15 protein-coding genes, 1 tRNA gene and 1 pseudogene are annotated in these 19735 nt (G+C 37.4%); 9 read left to right on the forward strand and 8 right to left on the reverse strand.

Going from position 1 to position 19735, the window contains the following annotated elements; translation table 11 throughout:
* Positions 1–151: 151 nt before the first annotated feature.
* Positions 152–754 carry a heme-copper oxidase subunit III gene (locus tag H6F62_RS01715; protein WP_190371171.1) on the forward strand — a complete coding sequence of 201 codons (603 nt, stop codon included), beginning with the start codon at positions 152–154 and terminating at the stop codon, positions 752–754.
* 360 nt (positions 755–1114) lie between these two features.
* On the opposite strand, the gene H6F62_RS01720 is transcribed toward H6F62_RS01715, so the two are convergent.
* From H6F62_RS01720 to H6F62_RS01725, 3 genes are all read right to left on the reverse strand, one after another.
* On the reverse strand, positions 1115–1318 hold the full coding sequence (locus H6F62_RS01720) for a hypothetical protein (protein ID WP_137906744.1): 204 nt from the start codon (positions 1316–1318) through the stop codon (positions 1115–1117).
* A gap of 450 nt (positions 1319–1768) precedes the next feature.
* Positions 1769–1903, reverse strand: a complete 135-nt coding sequence (locus tag H6F62_RS21295) for a hypothetical protein (RefSeq protein ID WP_268904583.1) — start codon at positions 1901–1903, stop codon at positions 1769–1771.
* A gap of 49 nt (positions 1904–1952) precedes the next feature.
* Positions 1953–2324, reverse strand: coding sequence for a zeta toxin family protein (locus H6F62_RS01725; protein ID WP_347238689.1), 372 nt, complete (start codon positions 2322–2324; stop codon positions 1953–1955).
* A 52-nt stretch (positions 2325–2376) separates the two neighbouring features.
* Here H6F62_RS01725 and H6F62_RS01730 point away from each other — a divergent pair, with 52 nt between their 5' ends.
* The 3 genes and pseudogenes from H6F62_RS01730 to H6F62_RS01740 all read left to right on the forward strand — a co-directional run bounded on the left by H6F62_RS01730 (position 2377) and on the right by H6F62_RS01740 (position 5616).
* Positions 2377–3570, forward strand: a complete 1194-nt coding sequence (locus H6F62_RS01730; protein WP_190371172.1) for a DNA cytosine methyltransferase — start codon at positions 2377–2379, stop codon at positions 3568–3570.
* Positions 3571–3700: 130 nt separating this feature from the next.
* Positions 3701–4486, forward strand: a pseudogene (locus H6F62_RS01735) (Uma2 family endonuclease).
* A 110-nt stretch (positions 4487–4596) separates the two neighbouring features.
* Positions 4597–5616 (forward strand): ABC transporter ATP-binding protein, encoded by a 1020-nt coding sequence (locus H6F62_RS01740; protein WP_190371173.1) that lies wholly within the window; start codon positions 4597–4599, stop codon positions 5614–5616.
* A 95-nt stretch (positions 5617–5711) separates the two neighbouring features.
* Here H6F62_RS01740 and H6F62_RS01745 read toward each other — a convergent pair whose 3' ends face one another.
* Positions 5712–10550, reverse strand: coding sequence for a DEAD/DEAH box helicase (locus tag H6F62_RS01745; protein ID WP_242025889.1), 4839 nt, complete (start codon positions 10548–10550; stop codon positions 5712–5714).
* Positions 10551–10823: 273 nt separating this feature from the next.
* A complete protein-coding gene (locus H6F62_RS01750; protein WP_190371174.1) occupies positions 10824–11189 on the reverse strand; it encodes a hypothetical protein in 366 nt (121 codons plus the stop codon).
* 206 nt (positions 11190–11395) lie between these two features.
* Here H6F62_RS01750 and H6F62_RS01755 point away from each other — a divergent pair, with 206 nt between their 5' ends.
* A complete protein-coding gene (locus tag H6F62_RS01755) occupies positions 11396–12121 on the forward strand; it encodes a cyclase family protein (protein ID WP_347238690.1) in 726 nt (241 codons plus the stop codon).
* Between the two features lie 463 nt (positions 12122–12584).
* On the opposite strand, the gene H6F62_RS01760 is transcribed toward H6F62_RS01755, so the two are convergent.
* The gene (locus tag H6F62_RS01760; RefSeq protein ID WP_028083365.1) at positions 12585–12779 is read right to left on the reverse strand and encodes a hypothetical protein; all 195 of its coding nucleotides are present in this window, start codon (positions 12777–12779) and stop codon (positions 12585–12587) included.
* A 748-nt stretch (positions 12780–13527) separates the two neighbouring features.
* Between H6F62_RS01760 and H6F62_RS01765 the strand changes: the two genes are divergently transcribed.
* Entirely contained in the window at positions 13528–14637 is a 1110-nt protein-coding gene (locus H6F62_RS01765) for an SGNH/GDSL hydrolase family protein (RefSeq protein WP_137906749.1), read from the forward strand.
* A 219-nt stretch (positions 14638–14856) separates the two neighbouring features.
* A complete protein-coding gene (locus H6F62_RS01770; protein WP_190371199.1) occupies positions 14857–15723 on the forward strand; it encodes a hypothetical protein in 867 nt (288 codons plus the stop codon).
* Positions 15724–15763: 40 nt separating this feature from the next.
* On the opposite strand, the gene nadA is transcribed toward H6F62_RS01770, so the two are convergent.
* Entirely contained in the window at positions 15764–16729 is a 966-nt protein-coding gene (gene nadA, locus H6F62_RS01775; protein ID WP_190371175.1) for a quinolinate synthase NadA, read from the reverse strand.
* Positions 16730–16880: 151 nt separating this feature from the next.
* Between nadA and H6F62_RS01780 the strand changes: the two genes are divergently transcribed.
* Positions 16881–17792 carry a TIGR04168 family protein gene (locus H6F62_RS01780; protein ID WP_137906751.1) on the forward strand — a complete coding sequence of 304 codons (912 nt, stop codon included), beginning with the start codon at positions 16881–16883 and terminating at the stop codon, positions 17790–17792.
* Positions 17793–17868: 76 nt separating this feature from the next.
* Positions 17869–17953, forward strand: a tRNA-Ser gene (locus H6F62_RS01785).
* A gap of 134 nt (positions 17954–18087) precedes the next feature.
* Here the strand turns inward: H6F62_RS01785 and purF are convergent.
* Positions 18088–19578, reverse strand: coding sequence for an amidophosphoribosyltransferase (gene purF, locus H6F62_RS01790; RefSeq protein ID WP_190371176.1), 1491 nt, complete (start codon positions 19576–19578; stop codon positions 18088–18090).
* Positions 19579–19735: the final 157 nt, after the last annotated feature.

Genomic DNA, 19735 nt, shown 5'->3' on the forward strand with positions numbered 1-19735 from the left:
TTGATGTGTGTTCAGGATTTTTTTAACGAACCACTCCAGGCACAGAGAACACGGAGGAAGAGAGTTTTTCCCGTCTGGTTTAGAATCGCTATAGTTTTTCTCATTACTTTTTTCCTAATTACTATTTTCCTGTTTTTGGAGTTTTTTAACAATGGATGTTTCTGTTTCTCCTGATGATTTAGATCATGTTAGTCATGAGCATGGACATGATGAAGAAGGCAGTAAGATGTTTGGTTTTATTGTTTTTCTGTTATCGGAAAGTGTCATTTTCTTGAGTTTCTTTGCTGGCTATATTATCTACAAAACTTCTGCTGTTAATTGGTTGCCGGCTGGTGTTTCTGGTTTGGAAATAAAAGAACCTAGCATTAATACTGTGGTTTTAGTTGCTAGTAGTTTTGTGATTTATTTTGCAGAAAAAGCTCTGGAAAGACATGATTTAACGAGTTATCGTCTATTGTTGTTTTTAACAATGGCTATGGGTGGTTATTTCCTCTATGGTCAAGCTGTGGAATGGAGTAGTTTAGAGTTTGGTTTTACTTCTGGTACGTTTGGAGGAATGTTTTATCTATTAACTGGTTTTCACGGGTTGCACGTTTTTACGGGTATTCTGTTACAGTTAATTGTCTTATTGCGTTCTTTTATTCCTGGTAATTTTGATCATGGTCATTTTGGGATAAATGCCACTTCTTTGTTTTGGCACTTTGTTGATGTTATCTGGATTATTTTGTTTCTGCTTATCTACGTTTGGCAGTAGGTATTTTAGTAACGAAAAATCAATAAATTATGTAGGGGTTTAGCAATGCTAAACCCTTACTCATGTATTTGTATGATTATTGTGAAATTATCTATTTGGGGAAATAGCGATAAATTTCTTTTCGGTGTAAAACTCTTTCAAAAATTAATGTTTCACCATCGAAAATAATACCAAGACGATAATCACCTATACGAATCCGATAAGCATTATCATATCCCTGAAGTTTTTTGATATTTGTGATTTATGCAAAATTTGATATTTCGATTATTTCTTCAAAAGCAAATTTCTTAATAGACTCATAGTAAGGTGTACTTTTGAGTGCTTTCAAATCTTTAATAAAACTTGGTAGATACTGGGTATTCACTCTTCTTCTAATTCCGCTAAAGCTTCATTTAAATCTAATGGTGTCTCATTTTCTACTTCTTTCATGGCTAGAATAAGTCCTTCATCTTCTATAGCTTCTAGCAACCTTAGATAGTCGTGAAAATCAATGACTACTTTTCTGATATTACCTTCAATATCAGTAATCAATTCTTGAGCAAAGGGATATTTATTAGTTTGCATTTTGTTTATATAGGATTAGTATTTTACTATTTACATTTAATGTAGCATATTTTTATCAGGATCGAAAATACTAGAATTGATTTTTAGTTCGTAGTGGGTACTTTAACTAAAGTGCCTACCATGAGCTTATTTGACAAAGTAAAATTATAAAAATTAGGTATTCGTATATAGGAATAATATTTGATTTATAAAAAGATACCTAGGGTGCGTCAGATATTACAAATCTGTTTATTGATAGAATTTATGCAGTAGTAAAGCACCCTACAATACCTAATTTTTTCAAAAATCAAATACGAGTTCTATATCTTTATGAAAACACTCTTTAACATAAGCCTGCTTTCTAATTTGTCTAAGCCATTTAGTAAAATCTCTTTGTTTTGATGTTTTATTGTTCATTACCGTTATGCTCCCCTTGTAGATATTTTTATAGATTACCCTATTGACAGGTACTTATACAATATTCTGAATATCACGAGGTGGTATTTCATCTGCTGTCAAAGTCACAACTTTACCATCTCGCAAAATACTAATAGATTCTCTTAACCTGCGATGTCTTTCTATAGCATTCGCAATAGCAAATTTCACACCAGCATCTATTTTTTGATGTAACTATGTAACGGGAATATGAGATTTATTATCTTGCTCTAATTTGATTCCAGATTCTGTATTCATAAATTATCACTTCCTGATTTATACCTGTTTCAGCAAGTAATTGAGGTTCATCCCCAGAGTTATTATATACTATCCAAGTATTACACAAAGGTAAATAAAGGTCAGTTAGATTTCTGCGTCCTCGTTCATAGCGTCTGCGGATGATATCTTCGGGAATATTATGACCTCCACTTGCTACCCGTCTGCGGACTCTCGTTATTGCTAGTTCTGGACTTTCCAGCCAAAAGTATATCAAATTTATTATATAATCTTGGTTTTTACATTCTCTAATAAAACGCGCAAAATTACGAGCAGCTAAAGTTGTTTCAAAAGCAAAGTCAGCTTTATCATTCACCAGATTCTCTAAAAATGCTATTTATAATATTGATAAAATAAAAATTACCAACATGATCAATAATCAACCTATTTGCATTTCCTTATTCACAGGTGCTTATGGCTTAGATTTAGGACTAGAACAAGCAGGATTTTATACTGTTAGTGTAGTTGAAAAAGATAAAGATACAGTTAAAACAATTGCTCTTAATAAACCTCATCTCCAAGAAAGTGCTATTCCCAGAGAATTAGAAAAAGTTACTTCCCAAGAATTATTAGAAGAGGGAGGAAGAGTTTTAAATTTAGGTCGTGCTTTACTTCCAGGAGAAATAGATTTAGTCACCGGTGGTCCTCCTTGTCAGCCTTTTAGCACCGCAGGAAAACGGGGTTCAGTTATGGACCCACGGGGGAGTTTATTTATGGATTTTATTCGCATTGTCAAAGAAGTCCAGCCGCGATTTTTCTTAATGGAAAATGTCAGAGGATTACTTTCTGCTTCTTTGCGTCATCGTCCTATTAATCAAAGAGGAAAAGATTACCCAGCTTTAGAACTTGATGAAATAAATGGTGCAGCTTTGAAAGTTGTTTTAGCAGAAATGAAGCAATTAGGCTATAACGTAGTTTATAACCTATTAGAAGCCGCAGATTATGGTGTTACCCAAAATAGATCCCGTGTATTTTTTATTGGTTCTAGAGATGGTGAAACTGCTACATTTCCTCTAGCTAAATATAGTAAAGATGGGAAAATTTTACCAAAGTGGAGAACTTTAAAAGATGCGTTAACAGATTTTGTAGATATTGAACCAGAATTTATTAGTTATTCAGAAAATCGGCTCAAGTTTTTAAGATTATTAGCAGCAGGAGAAAATTGGAAAAATTTACCAGAAGAATTACAGAAGGAAGCAATGGGAGGTGCTTATAATTCCGGTGGGGGAAAAGTCGGTTTTTATAGAAGATTATCTTGGGATAAACCTTCACCAACTATCACAACCAGTCCCCAACAAAAAGCTACAGATATGTGTCACCCTGTAGAAATTCGTCCTTTAACCGTGCGCGAGTCTGCGAAAATTCAAACTTTTCCTGATGATTGGATTTTTCATGGTTCGATAAGTTCTAAATACAAACAAATTGGTAATGCAGTTCCGGTATTGCTTGCTAAAGAACTGGGTGAATATCTGATTTATTTAATGCAGGGAAATCAACCAAAAGGGAAAGAAGTTACTGAACAACTCTCTCTATTTTCTCTAGAGAATTTACTTTGCAAATAACTCAGCAAATTCATGATCATATTCAAGATGAATCATATCCCAAAATTCTTTACCAGCTATGGGAGGAATTTTATAATTGTCATATCCATCACAAGCTATACTAGAATTTAATCCCTTATTTGTGTTTCCTATGGTTGTAAGTGCTTCGACCACCAAAATCACTTGGGAACTCTTACCCGAAGACTTCGTTTTAGACGATGAACCTGTGGATAATGTCAATCAAGCCAGTCTAGCAGCAGCACTCACGGAAAGCCTAGAACTGGCTGGTAAACTTCCAGAAACAGCGATCGCTACCACCAATTACGGCATCTGTGCCACGGTAAATGGTAAATTTGTCATCAAAGCCCCTGACTGGGCTTACGTGCCATAAATTACAGTGTCTAGAGAACAAATCCAACGCAGTTACACCCCCCATAAACAGGGACAAATTCCTGCGGTGGTCATAGAATTTCTTTCCGATAGCGATGGTAGTGAATATTCTAATAAACACACTTATCCCTCCGGAAAATGGTTTTATTATGAACAAGTTTTACAAGTTCCTAACTACATCATTTTTCAACCAGATATCGGTGAATTAGAAATATATCACTTGTATGAAAATGGACACTATAAATTACAATCTCCAGATGAAAATAACCGTTACTGGTTAACTGAAATGGAATTATTTATTGGTGTTTGGCCAGGAAAACGCGAAAACCGTCAAGGTTACTGGTTACGTTGGTGGAATCAAGATGGTAATTTGCTACTTTGGGGTTCTGAGTTAGTGCAGCAAGAACGACTTGCTAAGGAACAAGAACGACTTGCTAAGGAAACTGCCCAACAAGAAGCGAATCAAGAACGACTTGCAAAAGAAACTGCCTTAAAACGCTTGGAAGAGTTAGAAAAACGCCTTCGAGATGCAGGTATTTCCGACTAACTTCCATTGACATCCCCGACTTCTTTAAGAAGTCGGGGATCTTTGATCGCTCAACTTGTACAATAGAAAATAGATTGTTGCGAATTGTATAGTTAAGGATTATAGCTGTCATGGCTGCCGCCGTTTTCATCGAAAATCTCAAAAAAAGCTACGGTAATGTGGTCGCAGTCCAGGATGTCTCTTTTCAAGTGCAACCAGGAGAAATATTTGGACTGCTAGGACCAAACGGGGCGGGGAAAACGACCACTCTCCGGGCTTTGTGTACGCTAACAACCCCTGATACGGGCAAAATTGAAGTTTCAGGCATTTCGGTACTAAATTACCCCAAATTAGCCCGTCAAAGGCTGGGTTATGTAGCCCAGGAAGTAGCTTTAGATAAAGTCCTGACTGGCCGGGAGTTACTACAGTTACAAGCCGCCCTTTATCATCTTCCTGGTAAAGTGATCAAAGAGCGAATTAACACTATTCTCGATTTACTGGGTTTACAAGAATACGCAGATAAAAAAACCGGCACTTATTCCGGTGGTTTACGCAAGCGATTAGATTTGGCTGCGGGTTTACTCCATGCACCCGATGTTTTAGTATTAGATGAACCAACGGTAGGGTTAGATATTGAAAGCCGGGTTGTAGTCTGGGATTTCTTGCGTCAATTGCGGGCTGGGGGAACTACTGTGGTAATTACCAGCCATTATTTAGAAGAAGTTGACGCTTTAGCTGATAGAGTGGCAATTATTGATAGAGGTTTGGTTATTGCTAATGGTACACCTTCTCAGTTAAAAGATCAGGTAGGTGGCGATCGCATCACTTTAAGAATCCGGGAATTTTCACCTCCAGAAGAGGCCGAAACCGCCAAAAACCTGTTAGCAGCTTTACCTTTTGTGCAAGAAATTATCATCAATAGCGCCCAGGGTAACTCCCTAAATTTGGTAGTTACACCGCAAAATGACGTTTTAATCACGATTCAACAGGTGTTAAATCATGCCAAATTACCAATTTTTGGTATCGCCCAATCTCGTCCGAGTTTAGATGATGTTTACCTAGCAGCAACAGGAAAAACCTTAATGGATGCGGAATTAGCTGCTGTGGCTAATCGTGATCCTAAAGCCGAGAAAAAGCAGAATATGAGATAGAGGAAATAGTATTATGTAGGGTGCGTGAGGAGTAAATCCATAACGCACCATTAGCAATTGTTTATAGCAGGTGACAGGTTTTCAGCTTTAACAGGTCAAACATAAATCTTTGATGAAACTATTTTATTTTCAGCCTCAAGTATGAAGTCGTAGGTGTTTAAAAAATCAGACTGCCAATTTTCAGGCTTTTGGCAAACTGCAAGGGGAAAACCCGCTAAGTCAAACCACTGAATATTATCATCAATTTCTACAGGTACTACTCTCCAATTTTTACTTGGAGCTTTACTGAAATCTTTCAGCAATGTTACATTCATTATACTAGGTGGTTTTAGCTTTACTGAATATCTTTTTTCAAGATTAGAAAATGATTGTTCTACCCAATTTTTGATATTTACTGCATTAAGATATTCATTTGGTTCTGTTTCTCTTTCGCTAATGTACAAATAGTAAGTTTGTGCTAATTCTTCAGCTTTTTTTCTAGTTACTACTTCTTCTACTTTAGCAAGTAAGTATGCAGCTACTGGATCTAATGTTCCCCAAACAATAAGTTCTTTCATCCAAAAAACAATCCAAGGTAGCCCAGTTTGTGACCAGTTTTCGAGAGACGATTTAACTAACTCACCACCAAAAGCTTCATCCATTGCTAGTGCTATAATACTTCCTAAACCCCAGTTAAATCTATATACAAAATTTTGATTAGTATATGAATGCCAATCTGAAATTTGAGTTCGGGTTGGTTGTTTATCTGCCGTCTTAGGGTCAAGCCACCAGTGTAGTATTTCATTCCAGGAAACATCTCTTCTTGGATCATTTAGTTTAAACTTAGATAGATGAGTTAAATTGCTAACTATATCTTCAACATATTTAAAGCGTTGTTCTGCTGTCCACATGGCATAATCCCCACCCATAGATAATTGTTCTTTAAGTTGAGGATAGAGATTTAAAAGCTGATTTCCATCACGTGGTGGTAGACTAGTGCGATACAAACGCCGACGCTGTGAAAAATTACTATAAATTGCTGTTTTTAGTGCAATACCTCGCTTAATAAATAACTTTTCTAGTCTTTCCTGTTCGTTACTTGCAAAATAGGCAAAGCTTCGTTGCCAAATTTTTTGCAATTGTTCTTCTAATTCATTAGAACTTAAATCTTTAGCAGCTAAATTTTCAATTTCAACAATTGCAGATAGTATAAAACTATCTAGTGAGTCCAGAGTTTCAATAGCTGATGATTCCGATTCTGATAGATTATTATCAGAGGCAAGTGGCGCAGTTTTTTCTAGCCAGGTTAAAAAATCATCTTGTTTGTTAGAACTAGATATTTCTTGCCATTTATCTTCCAAGCATAGTAGTAATTTTGCCAGAGGACTTATAGGATGTGCATTGTGTGGATTTGCTTGTGTTTGGTTCTCTAATTCTCCTATTAAAGACCAATATCTTTTGGGTGCTTGTTTGTGACTCCATTCTGTTGATGGAGAATCACTAAGTAACACTAAACTACGTCCTTCTGTGCCAAATCCAGGTCTTCCAGCGCGACCAACTAAATTAGCAAATTCACTAATATTTAGTTCTCCACTGCCACGTCTTAAACTAGGAATTAATACTGTTTCAAATGGAAGATTAACGCCTTCAGAGAGAGTTGAGGTTGCCAAAACTAAATGTACAATTCTTTCTTCTATGATGTCAATCAGCAATCTAGCCATTAAACCAGGCATTTTTCCATGATGTACTACTACTCCTTTCTTTAGCAGCTTATATTCACGTGATTCTGTGCCAAAATAATCTTCACAAGCTCGTAAACACTTTTGCAAAATATCAAGTTTATCTTGTTCTATAGGTTCTTGAAAAAATGAAGGTATTTCTATTTGTGACCATGTTGAATCCAGTAATTTGATAAAGTCTTCAGCATAACCTCCTATTTTATCTGGTATTGAAATAAGAACAGCACGTCTTATTCCTTGTTCATCTGGTGCAGCTAAGTTCATGGCAGCCCAAAATAAATAAGGACGTAAACGCTTTTCTGGTCCTTTATTTTCCCATTGAGATGCAGGAGGATGTACTGGAAAAGGTCGTGGAATAAAAGGTGTATTAGTTTCACCACCTTCTTCAAATCTTAATCTTCTACCATCAAGTAAATCATAGTATATTCTAAATCCTCTTCCTGGTAGGCATTCAAGACGACCTATTAATTGGCGTGTACTTCTATAATCTGTTTTTACTGGAGTTGCATTATTTTGGTTTTCTATCCAATTGGCTAACGCACTTTCTGTATTTGAAGCCACTGCTGATAGTGCAATAATTCGAGCATGATTTTGTTCAACATAGGTAAATAATCTGGCACTTAATGATTCTAAACGTAAGGATCTATTCTCAGATTTTTGTAAAGAATTATTATTACCATCAAATTGAACTGCATGAGCTTCATCTATAACAATCAGGGAAATTCTACGAATAAAGAAAGCACCCAAAAATTTCATCAAAGCTTCTGCTTTTTCATAAGTACAAATTAAAACTGTTGGTTGTTCTGATGTTAGCCATACATCTGTTGGTCCCCAATCAGTTCCGCCATATAAACCTGTAACTACAACATTTTTATTAATTTGATTGTTAGTCGGATTTAAAACACGAGACAAGCTAGATTCAACTTCTGTCGCTAATGCTTTACTAGGAATTAAGTACATCACTAAAGAAGCAGAATTGCTCAAATTAATAGAATTTGTATTTTCAGAAAATAAGCTTTGTAAAATAGCAATCTCAGCTATCGTTGTTTTTCCTGAACCTGTAGGAGTACAAAGTGCAAAAGATTCTGCTGTTGCCAGTTTTTCAATTCCAGAAATTTGAGAAGGCCATGCTAAAGCCCTACATTTCTGGTATTTTTGGCGTAAATAATTATCTAAGAAATTCTTACCACTTTGGGTAATAGTCTGAGAAATTGCTTGTAAATGATGTCGTAAAGAAGTTTCAACATATACAGAAGCAACTTCAGCACACAATTTACCTAAAAGCCAAGAGTAATTATCATGTCCATGAAGAAGTGTCTTGGCAACATCAGAAAGCTTTTGGATAGCTTTTTCTATTCTGGGTTCATTTCCCCAGCGCATTTCGGCACATAAGATTCCTAAAGAACTAGTAGTGTTTTCAACTATCAATTTGTTAAATTTATGAGCAACTGTATCCGTGTCATCCCAAAGAAGACTAGATTCAATTTGGAAATTCGATGATCTTGCAGTTGCCCAATATTTTGTTAGTTCTTGTAATAAATTGGGGAAATCCGCTTTTAGCAAAGAACGTACAATTTCTGATTCTATTCCATCAGTCGTATCTTCATTAAGTAAACCAGAAGCCCTAGCAGGATAACCAGCAAGTTCATATAGGGCTGCTGCAAGTAAACGAATTGGTAAAAGATCCGGGTTTAGTTGGGGATGAGATAGCCATTCAAGCAACTCACCAGCCCGTAACATTGCATTACGCCAGTTGGTATTTCCATCTTCTCTTAAAATAAATGCCGCATCAATTAGGCGTATAGCATCATTTAATCGTTCACTTGCTTCATCTTCCCGCCATCCTTGTAGTCCCTCTCCTCCTGCACGGAGTCTGGTATGTTGACTATAAAGTTTTGCAATACTTGGTGTTAGGCTACCACCTGCTAAACTCTTTTGTAGCTCTGTTGCTAAAGCAATGACTTTACTTCTAAGTTGAGTCATGTGGTCTTGCGGAACTTCTTGTTCTAGTATGACATCGTAATTTGCTATTTCATGATATGGATTATCTATTTTCTGAGATATATATTTGCAAATATCTACTAAAGATTCTCCATTGGCTGCTAGAATATTAATATATTCATTTTCTTCTTCTATCAACTTAATTCTATTCTCAAGATAATGATCCAATTTTTGTAATACTTCAACTTCTTTTTCGGTAATTACTGGTGTTATTTTAATATAATAAATTAGCCTGCTTAAAATTTCAAATTCTTTTTTAATAAGCTCAATCTTATGTTCGATATAATGTATATATTTATGTAAATCATTAATTCGATGTTTAATATATAAAACTGGATTGTAAACGGTATTAATGAGATTTTCAATATCATGCAGATGTATTTCAACTGCTTCTAATTTTCTATTGGCTGTATATTCTTCGTTTGGTATGTCGGCAGATATCCAGGTTGCGCTTCTAACAGGATGTTTACCACAAATATAGCTAACTAAATCACAGCGTTCGTAATTTTTTGTATCATCTTTGCCTTGTAGCAATCTTAAAGAATCAACCCATTCAGATGAAAAATTATCATCATTATAGTCTAGTAAAATATCTATAAGTTGTAGAATATCAACTGGTTTTACATTTGCTGTACTTGCCTTTTCATGCGCCTCAGATATCGTTTTTTGATAATGATTAGTTGTGCATTTTGCTTCACAAACCAGAGAAGCTATAATTAATCCTTCATTATTACGCCGAAAAGCAAGACAGTCATCACCTGTACGTCCAGGTCTCTGTTTTGCAATTTCTCCAGTTTGATTTAATTCTTCTAAATGCTGAAACTCAGTTAAATGGAATCGAAATAGAAAAACAGGAATTTCCCAATCATCATATCCAAAATGCTCAAAGTTTTCTGCAATTATTCCCGCAAATATTTCTCCAAAATAACCCTGAAGAGTTATAATGTTGAGACTTTCAGGATAACCTTTACATGGTTCTGTTTCTAGAAAATCACTAAAGGGAGCTAGAGGATTTCCAGCTAATTTACGAAGACGAAAGCGAGCATCTTCATGAGCTTTTTGAACAATTGATATCAATTCATCAAGAATTACATTTCGTTGATTTTTATCTTCTTTTAGTAGACGATGTATATATTGCTTATCTTCAGATTCAGTAACTGAGTTAGATAACCAGTTTGATATACCATGAAATTTAGTAAATTTTCGTCGTTCCATCACAGTGCCGAATTTAACTCTATTTTTACCATTTTACCAGATTTTTTGCAATTCTAGCGGTTTGTAAAAATATTGACAGCTAATATTGCATATCATGTTCGTTTACACTTATTCTTAGTTAAGATTCAGTAGAAAAAAGTGATAAGGATCACAACAATACCGCTTTCGGGAAATAGTCCGCGAAGTTCCTATTCTTTCTCTTCCAGCAAGCGATCACCTCCAAAAGTCCCTTAATGTAATCGCCCTTTCCTTACTTTCTCTCTCAATAGATCGCTATCCTAAAATTAAATTACCACCGCAAAGGAGAAAGCATAATGAAATGGCGTGTTGTGCTGGAAGCCGATCCTGAAACGGGAGACTGGTCTGTGTTGCTAAACGGCGACCAGATTTACCTGGAATATCAGCAGTTAGAAATGAGTGAAGTACCGCCAACATAATTAGTGGTGTTGCTAATGCCCGCAGAGCCTTGAGTATTAAGTTACAGGGAGTAGCTAGATGATTGATTAAATCAGGATTATTTGCTGCTTGACCACTTAGCAAAGTCCCCAGGCTAACTGCAAAGACGATAGAAATTACAATCTGTAATGCTAAAGGAATATGTTTCCATGATCTGTATTTTTTTGAGGTAACTTTGCTCATACTTTTTTGCAGATAAGGTATAGGATGGCTTTGAAGTATCCGTTCTTTTATTCCCCCAATTCAATCAAGATAATTTACGTGATATTTGATAAAACTTTACACTTTCCCCTTCCCCAAAATTGGTAAAATCAAATACCTGATATCCTATTAATGTGTGTATTTTGGGAATTATTTGTTAAAATTTCCTCAACTTACGAATAAATCCTGTGACTATCCAAAATCCCCGACAATCAAGTAATATAAATTACTCTCGTGTTATCCATCTCAGTCATCTAATTGATACAGATATACCCAAATGGACAGGTGATCCTCCGGTAGAATTTACCAGTGTTGCAGAAATTGAAAACGATGGTTATTACCTGCGACGCTTTTCTTTAGGAGAACATAGCGCCACTCATATTAATGCCCCCAATAGTTTTGATGGTAATGGTGCAAGTGTTGACAAATACCCAGCAGCATCATTAATATTACCTGCTATAGTTATTAATATTTGCAGACAAGCCGCAGTCAATTCCGATTATGTTTTGACAATTGGTGACATCCAAACTTGGGAAAATGAGTTTGGGGAAATTCCTGTGGGTAGTTTAGTGATACTATATACTGGTTGGCAAGAAAAATGGTTAAATCACCAGGCGTTCTTTGGACAGGACACAGCCGGAAAAATGCACTTTCCCGGTTTTAGCTATCAGGCAACTGAGTTTTTAATTAAACATAGAAAAATAGCTGGAGTCGGTATTGATACTCACAGTGTAGACTCTGGGCAGGATACCAGTTTTACTATAAATCGTTTGCTGTTAGAGCGAGGACTAATTGTCCTGGAAAATCTTACGAATTTAGATCAGTTACCACCTCAAGATATTACCTTAATCATTGGTATTCTCAGGTTAAGAGGAGGTTCTGGTTCTCCGGCTGCGGTAATGGCATTATTTTGAATTTTTATTTTTTTAAGTTATTTTTTTAAGTTATTTTTTTAAGTTATTTTTTTAAGTTATTTTTTTTTAAATTTTCTAGCATAACACCGGAAAATGTTTAAGCTTGATTAAATTTGTGACAGATGAAGAATATCTAAAACTAGATATCTTCACTTTTTTAAACACAGCGGAGGTGATTGCTAAAGATTAGCAATACCGCTGGTTAGGTTTTCAAATACAGCAGTTTTCGAGAAGATGAGATACATATTTAGCGGGCAAGATGCCCGCACCACAGGAGTTTGATTATTCCGGTTTGTACCCCATTTGAATCAAATATCCTGTAAATGAGAATTACTTAATGGGAGTTTGCTATTATTCCGGTCAAGAGTAGAGACGTGGTTTATTGTACTGCTACTCTTGCCATTAATTCTAGATTATGAACTGGAGGCTTGAGACTTGGAATTATAGACTCTGACCAGCAGTTTTAGATTTCACCATTAACCTGCATTTGATGAACTTGATCTGCTAACTCTTGACGCTGTTGGGCGTCTAACTTATCAATTGCCAACATTCCCATGAGAATAACCTCTTTCAAGGTTAAGCGAGTTGAATGTGCCTGTTTTTGCACAATCTCCTTAATGATGGGACTAACACCGATTGCTGTACTAGCTCTAGCCACGGAATAAAAGGAAACATTAATAACTTCGCATACATCCTAGCACTTTTCGCGCAGTTATTCTACACCTCTAGAACTGATATGCTTTTGTTTTGATAGATGTTCATATATCTAATCCAGACTATAAGTGGCAAGCAGACCCGGTAATTCTGCAAATATAACTTTTTGACGACGGGTATAACCATTCTATAGCAAGCATTTCCACGATTTACTTATTTTGCCATACAAAACTATGTTTTTTGCATAACACAAAAAAGTTAAATATTTTTACTTAAAATAATCAAAGTATAAATTATATATAAATATATATAAATAATATGTCATGTAACCCTTGTAAATTACACCTTTTAGCTTTTCTTAGAAATTTTTATTGATATGTATTTATACATAGAAAATAATTTATTAATTTTTATTAAAAATAAACAGCACAAACAACTCATAATTGTCATCTATCAAAAGTATGAGATTGTGGTTTTGACTAAAATTCATGTGAAAACAATGGTGAAAGATGAACAGACAAAAGGCAGGAAAGATTATGTAGTCAAGATTTCAGACTCCCGACTCTAAAAACTGGGTATTTTTTAATGCTGACATTGGGGTATAGCTGATAGCCAGGTTAATCTAAGTCCATGACATTGCTGAATAACGCTAAATATCGTCAAATAGTACAATGCTCGAAATCTTCCTGAATTCACCTAACTAAGGCCGTCATAAGAAAAAGTAGTGAATACCTACAAGGAAGAAAACAACTATGAGTGGATCTTATCTCTTGGCCGCAAGCTTATTAACAGGATTAGTAATACCAACACCAGTGCTTCCACAGATACCTAATCCTGGGAAAAATTCTCCATCTTTGTTGGATTTAGCGCCGGGTTTCCAGTCTGACAACAGCAGAAAAATCTCCCTCCGGGAAATTGCTGTACCTGAATTTAGCAGTCAAACTGAACCTTCTTCAGCAGGTGGAAAAAGTATCTCCGGGATTAATACATCATTACCAGAATTTAGCAAACAAACTTTTTCGCCTCATAAAAAGTCGTCAAAATTTAGACAATATAGGTTATTAAATCCAGTTAAATCATCATTCAACTTTAATAGCCAAAAAAGTAAAACAAAGCCACATATCTCTGGTCGTAAACTTTACCAGCAAAGACTAGCCTCACTGAGAATTGGTCAAATTTATACGCGCACGGATAATGATGACAATTTAGAATCATCCTGGCAGTTAGACAAAACATCTAAACCAACTTATCAAGACTGGAAAAGCTTATTAACCATGGAAGCTAAGGCCATTAGTCAAGGTCAAGGTACAAATCGTTTGAGTATCTTGGTAGGTGATTCTTTGAGTTTGTGGTTTCCGAAAGAAAACCTGCCTGTGGGTAAATTATGGCTAAATCAGGGCATATCTGGAGATACTTCCCAGGGTGTTTTTCAAAGATTGTCGGCATTTTCCACAACCAGACCAGATGTGATTTACTTAATGATTGGGATTAACGATTTACGTAAGGGTGCTAGTAACAAGTCAATTTTGCTCAATTCCCAGCGAATTATCCACAGTTTACGTCAGAGTCATCCCACAAGTCAGATTATTATGCAATCTATTTTACCTGTGCGATCTGGGAAAATTGCTAACAGTCGGATTCGTTACATTAACGCCCAACTAGCTGTAATTGCCAAACAGCAAGGAGTTAATTATCTGAATATTCACCATTTGTTTACGGATGTTGATGGCAACTTGCTTCCTGAATTAAGTACAGACGGATTGCATTTATCTCCAGCCGGATATCAAGTGTGGCAATTCGCACTTGAGCAAACAGAATATAGGGTTGCCCAAATTAACAATTCAGGTTCATTGGGGAATTAGAGTGGTGAAGATGCGTATTCTACAAGACTTCCATATAATTGATCTATGCAAATTAAATGTATATTAACGTAAGTTGCTGGTTGAGAAAAAAGGCAAGGGGCAAGGGCAAGAGGTAAGAATTTCTACCAATTACCAATCACCAGCCTAAATTTACATAACTAGCAACTTGGGTTATGTTATTTCACAGGTCAGGGTGTGAGAACTATCACTAAATATCAAATGGTAGATCGGATAAATGATATCGCTTGGCAAGCTCACCAAGGAAGCGTTGCAGCGATTATTCAAGTCTTGAATGAAAGGCTAATTATATCTGGTGTGAGAACTAGGGCGATTTTCGCGGCTGGTGTGTTGCAAATTTTGTGTGAAGCGGCTACGGTGGAGCAACTTGAGCAATGTACCTTGGTTCCAAAAATCCAACAAATTTTGGAGTCAATTGCACCGCGTCACATTCGTCGAGTCTATATCAATAGTCGAATTGTACGAGAAGAACAATTACTATGGTTAAAGGAAATTCACGATGATGCCGATCATCAATTTCTATGGTCACAGGAAGTTATATTGTCCCAACCAAATTTCTGGAAGCGGCTAATTCGAGATCTAAGGGAAACTGATGCCAAATCCAGAAAACCTATTTTAGCTCAACCGCAATCTTTACTCAAGAATCGGGATCAAGGGAAAATTTCAGTCAACACTGGGGTAATAGCTGTTTCTGGTTTATGTTCACTAATTTTACTGGCTTGGTTGGATTTTCGCTTAGGTAATACACTAAAAAGTTTGTTAATATTCATAGGTTCTCAATCTTCGCAAACAGCAAATCAAAGATCGTCTAGCCAAAGTCTTTCGACACCATTTGATGATCCATTTGCCGCTTCTGTACGACTGGCTAACCGGGCTAGTGTTGCTAGTAGAACAGCTATCACCTCAACTCAGTGGTTGGAGTTGGCTGCTACTTGGCAACGGGCTTCTGATTTAATGAGTCAGGTTTCACCTAGCCACAGCCGCTATCAAGAAGCACAAATTAGAACTAAATTATACAAGAAGTTTAGTCAGGTTGCCCAGAAAAAAGCTGAGAAAAGTGAATTGTGAGCAGGTTCAGATTTCTGATTTCTGATTTCTGAAATTTCCACTATTTACTCATTTCTAACATCCGTCGCATGGGTCGCAACGCAGCTAGGCGGATTTCTTCTGACATGGTAATTTCTGGTGTGCGATTTTTCATGGCTAAATACAGTTTTTCTAAGGTATTTAACCGCATAAATGGACATTCGTTACAGTTACAATCATTCTGTGGAGGTGCGGGAATGAAGTTTTTCTCAGGTGCTAGTTTTTGCATCTGGTGAATGATTCCTGGCTCTGTAGCCACGATAAATTCCTGGCTAGGGCTGGTTTGACAATAATTGAGTAAGGCAGCTGTAGAGCCAATAAAGCTGGCGTGACGTAAGACGCTGGTTTCACATTCGGGGTGAGCGATCGCTTCCGCTTGAGGATGTGTAATTTTCAACTCCACTATTTTCTTTTCCGAAAAAGTTTCATGAACAATACAACTACCTTGCCATAGGAGCATTTCCCGTCCGGTTTGTTCGATTACATACCGTCCTAAGTTCCGATCTGGGGCAAAAATAATTGGCTGTTGAGGGGGTATTTGCTGGACAATTTTCACAGCGTTGGAACTGGTGCAGATAATATCGCTCATGGCTTTGATTTCAGCCGAGCAGTTAATATAGGAAATAACTAAATGGTCAGGGTGTGCGGCTTTGAAAGCTGCAAACTCTTGAGGAGGACAACTATCTGCTAAAGAACAACCTGCATTGATATCTGGTAATAGTACCAATTTATCCGGGTTGAGGATTTTGGCGGTTTCCGCCATGAAGTGAACACCAGTAAAAACAATTACATCTGCTTTAGTATTTGCCGCAGCTTTGGCTAATTGCAAGGAGTCACCAATAAAGTCGGCAATGTCTTGAATATCAGGGTCTTGGTAGTAGTGGGCTAATATTACCGCATTCAGTTCTGTTTTGAGATCCTCAATGGCAGTAAATAAATCTAATGGTAGATTATCTGATTTCGGTTGAGTAAGTGTAGTTGTAAACACAATTAAAAACTGCTGTTTTAGAGAATGAGATGACCTTGTGGATTAAATTATAGTAGTTTTTACCAAAAATAGGGGATGATTGATATTAGCAATTTATGCCCAAATTCCTTGGAGTTTCCTATCCTGGAGATATACGGCTTTTTAAAGTGGCATGACCAGTCAGAAAACTCAATCAAAACCTGTGAAAATTGCTGTAGTTGGGGATATTCACGACCAATGGGACGTGGAAGATGGTATGGCACTTAAACATCTTGGTGTGGACTTAGTGCTGTTTGTCGGCGATTTCGGGAATGAATCAGTAGAAGTGGTAAAAACGATCGCTTCCCTAGATATTCCCAAAGCAGCGGTAATGGGCAACCATGACGCATGGTACTCGGCCACCGAATGGGGACGCAAAAAATGTCCTTATGACCGCACCAAGGAAGACTGGGTACAGAAACAGCTAGATTTATTAGGGGCTGTCCAAGTCGGTTATAGTAAGTTGGATTTCCCGCAGTGGAATTTAACTGTGGTGGGTGGTCGTCCTTTTACGTGGGGTGGACCTGAATGGAGATTTGCGGAAATCTGTCAAGAACGTTATGGTGTTTCGAGTTTAGATGATTCCGCAGATAAAATTGTCAATGTAGTTAAAAATACTACTTGCGACAATATTATTTTTTTAGGACACAATGGACCTAGTGGTTTAGGCGATCGCGCTGAGGACCCTTGTGGCAAAGATTGGCATCCCATTGGCGGTGATTTTGGTGATCCTGATTTAGCGGCGGCCATTTCTCAAACTCTCAACATGAACAAAACAGTTTCTTTAGTTGCTTTTGGTCATATGCACCGGACTTTGCGCCATACTAAGAAACTAGAAAGGAAAGCTGTATTTAAAAGCCCAGAAGGGACTATTTACTTAAATGCTGCTAATGTCCCCAGAATTGTCCAGGAAAACGGCGTAAAATTACGGAATTTCTCCCTGGTCTTTTTAGATGGGGGTATGGTGACAAAAGTTGCTCTCGTTTGGGTGGGTAAGGACTACCAGGTGGCGGCTGAGGAAATTTTTTATAATTCTTTGGTTTGATCGCTGCCAATTCTGTAATTATATGTTATGATTCTATTTGTCAGTTTTGATTTTCAACAATTCTGGCAAATAATCTGGAGAGGTGGCAGAGTGGTCGATTGCGCCTGACTTGAAATCAGGTGAAGTGAGAGCTTCCGGGAGTTCGAATCTCCCCCTCTCCGTTTGATTTTTTTATCGCATTGACTTGTTAATTATCAATTACAGCACGTTCGGCTTGAGTAAGGTACACCATTGGCGGGCAAGATGCCCGCACCACACTGGCTAGAATTTAAGTTACAGTTTCAAACCCAATTTTCTAAACTACAACCTTTTCCAAAATCAATTTAGAACGCTTTACTTGTTCAGGAATAGCAACGGGATAATTACCAGTAAAACAAGCAGAACAAAAACTATTAGTATCTTCTCTGGTGGTTTCTAACATTCCTTCCCAACTCAAATAAGCCAGACTATCAACTTGTAATTGTTTGGCTATTTCCGCTACTGATTTTGTGGCAGCAATTAATTGATCTTGAGTATCAGTATCAATACCATAAAAACAAGGGTGTGTGACAGGAGGAGAGGAAATTCTCATGTGAACTTCCGCCGCGCCAGCATCACGTAAAGCCTGGACTAGTTTGCGGCTAGTAGTTCCCCTAACAATGGAATCATCAATAATTACTACTCGCTTACCGAATAACACATCTTTGAGGGGGTTAAGTTTCATGCGGATACCTGATTCTCGCATGGCTTGGGTAGGCTGAATAAAGGTGCGGCCGACGTAGCGATTTTTAATCAGTCCCTCACCATAGGCTATACCGGAAGCTTGGGAAAAGCCAATGGCCGCAGGTATACCAGAATCAGGGACACCAAATACTAAATCGGCTTCTACGGGGGATTCTGCTGCCATTTTCCGTCCTAATCGCATTCGATAACTGTATAAAGTTTCATTGTGCATGAGGCTATCAGGACGGGCAAAATAAATCATTTCAAAGATACAAAGTTTACGTTCTGACTGTTGATGCCACTGAAATGATTCTAAGCCAGTTTCGGTAATCCATACTAATTCTCCAGGGGCGACATCACGCAGATATTCCGCACCGATAATATCTAAACCGCAAGTTTCGGAAGCGAGAACGTAACGGACGGGGTTACTATCTAAAGTACCAATTACTAAGGGACGAATCCCGTTAGGATCACGGACTCCCATCACACCTACGGGTGTAGCAATAGTTAGGCTAAATGCACCTTGACAACGATGGAAGGCACTCATGGCCGCTGTTACCCAATCTGCACCAGCATTAACTTCTTGAGCGATCGCATAAGCAATCATTTCTGAGTCCGTTGTCGTGACTAAGTTAAACTTATCTTTGACCAGTTCGGAACGCAATTGGACGGTATTGACTAGATTCCCGTTATGTGCTAAGGCTAATAAACCCAAACGAGTTTCCACCACAGCCGGTTGGGCGTTAACTTTACGACTAGAACCAGTAGTAGAATAACGGGTATGACCGACTGCCAGATTTCCGGGTAATTGCTCTAGAATAGTCTCATTGAAGACTTGAGATACCAGTCCCATATCCTTGTGTTGGTGAACGCGCGAACCCTCAAATGTAGCAATACCAGCAGATTCTTGACCCCGATGCTGGAGAGCGTATAGTCCAAAATATGTTAATTTAGCAACATCTTGTTCTGGGGCATAAATGCCAAAAATACCACAAGCTTCTTCGGGCTTGTCACTAGTATTTTCATGACTGTTGATTGAGTTATTGAGGTATTCATCCGCAATTACGGAATTAGCGAGAATCATGCTGGTATTACTCCTGGTGGGGTGTCGAGTCACTGGGGATTGGAAATTACTCACAAGAGCGCGGGGGAGAGGGGGAAAATTAAGAACTATTACCCATTACCTTTTGCTTCTTAACAAATCGTTAACCATCCATTAAAACAGTACCTTAAATTGGTGA

Source organism: Anabaena sp. FACHB-1391 (assembly GCF_014696755.1).
In the GTDB taxonomy this organism is placed as follows: domain Bacteria; phylum Cyanobacteriota; class Cyanobacteriia; order Cyanobacteriales; family Nostocaceae; genus Dolichospermum; species Dolichospermum planctonicum.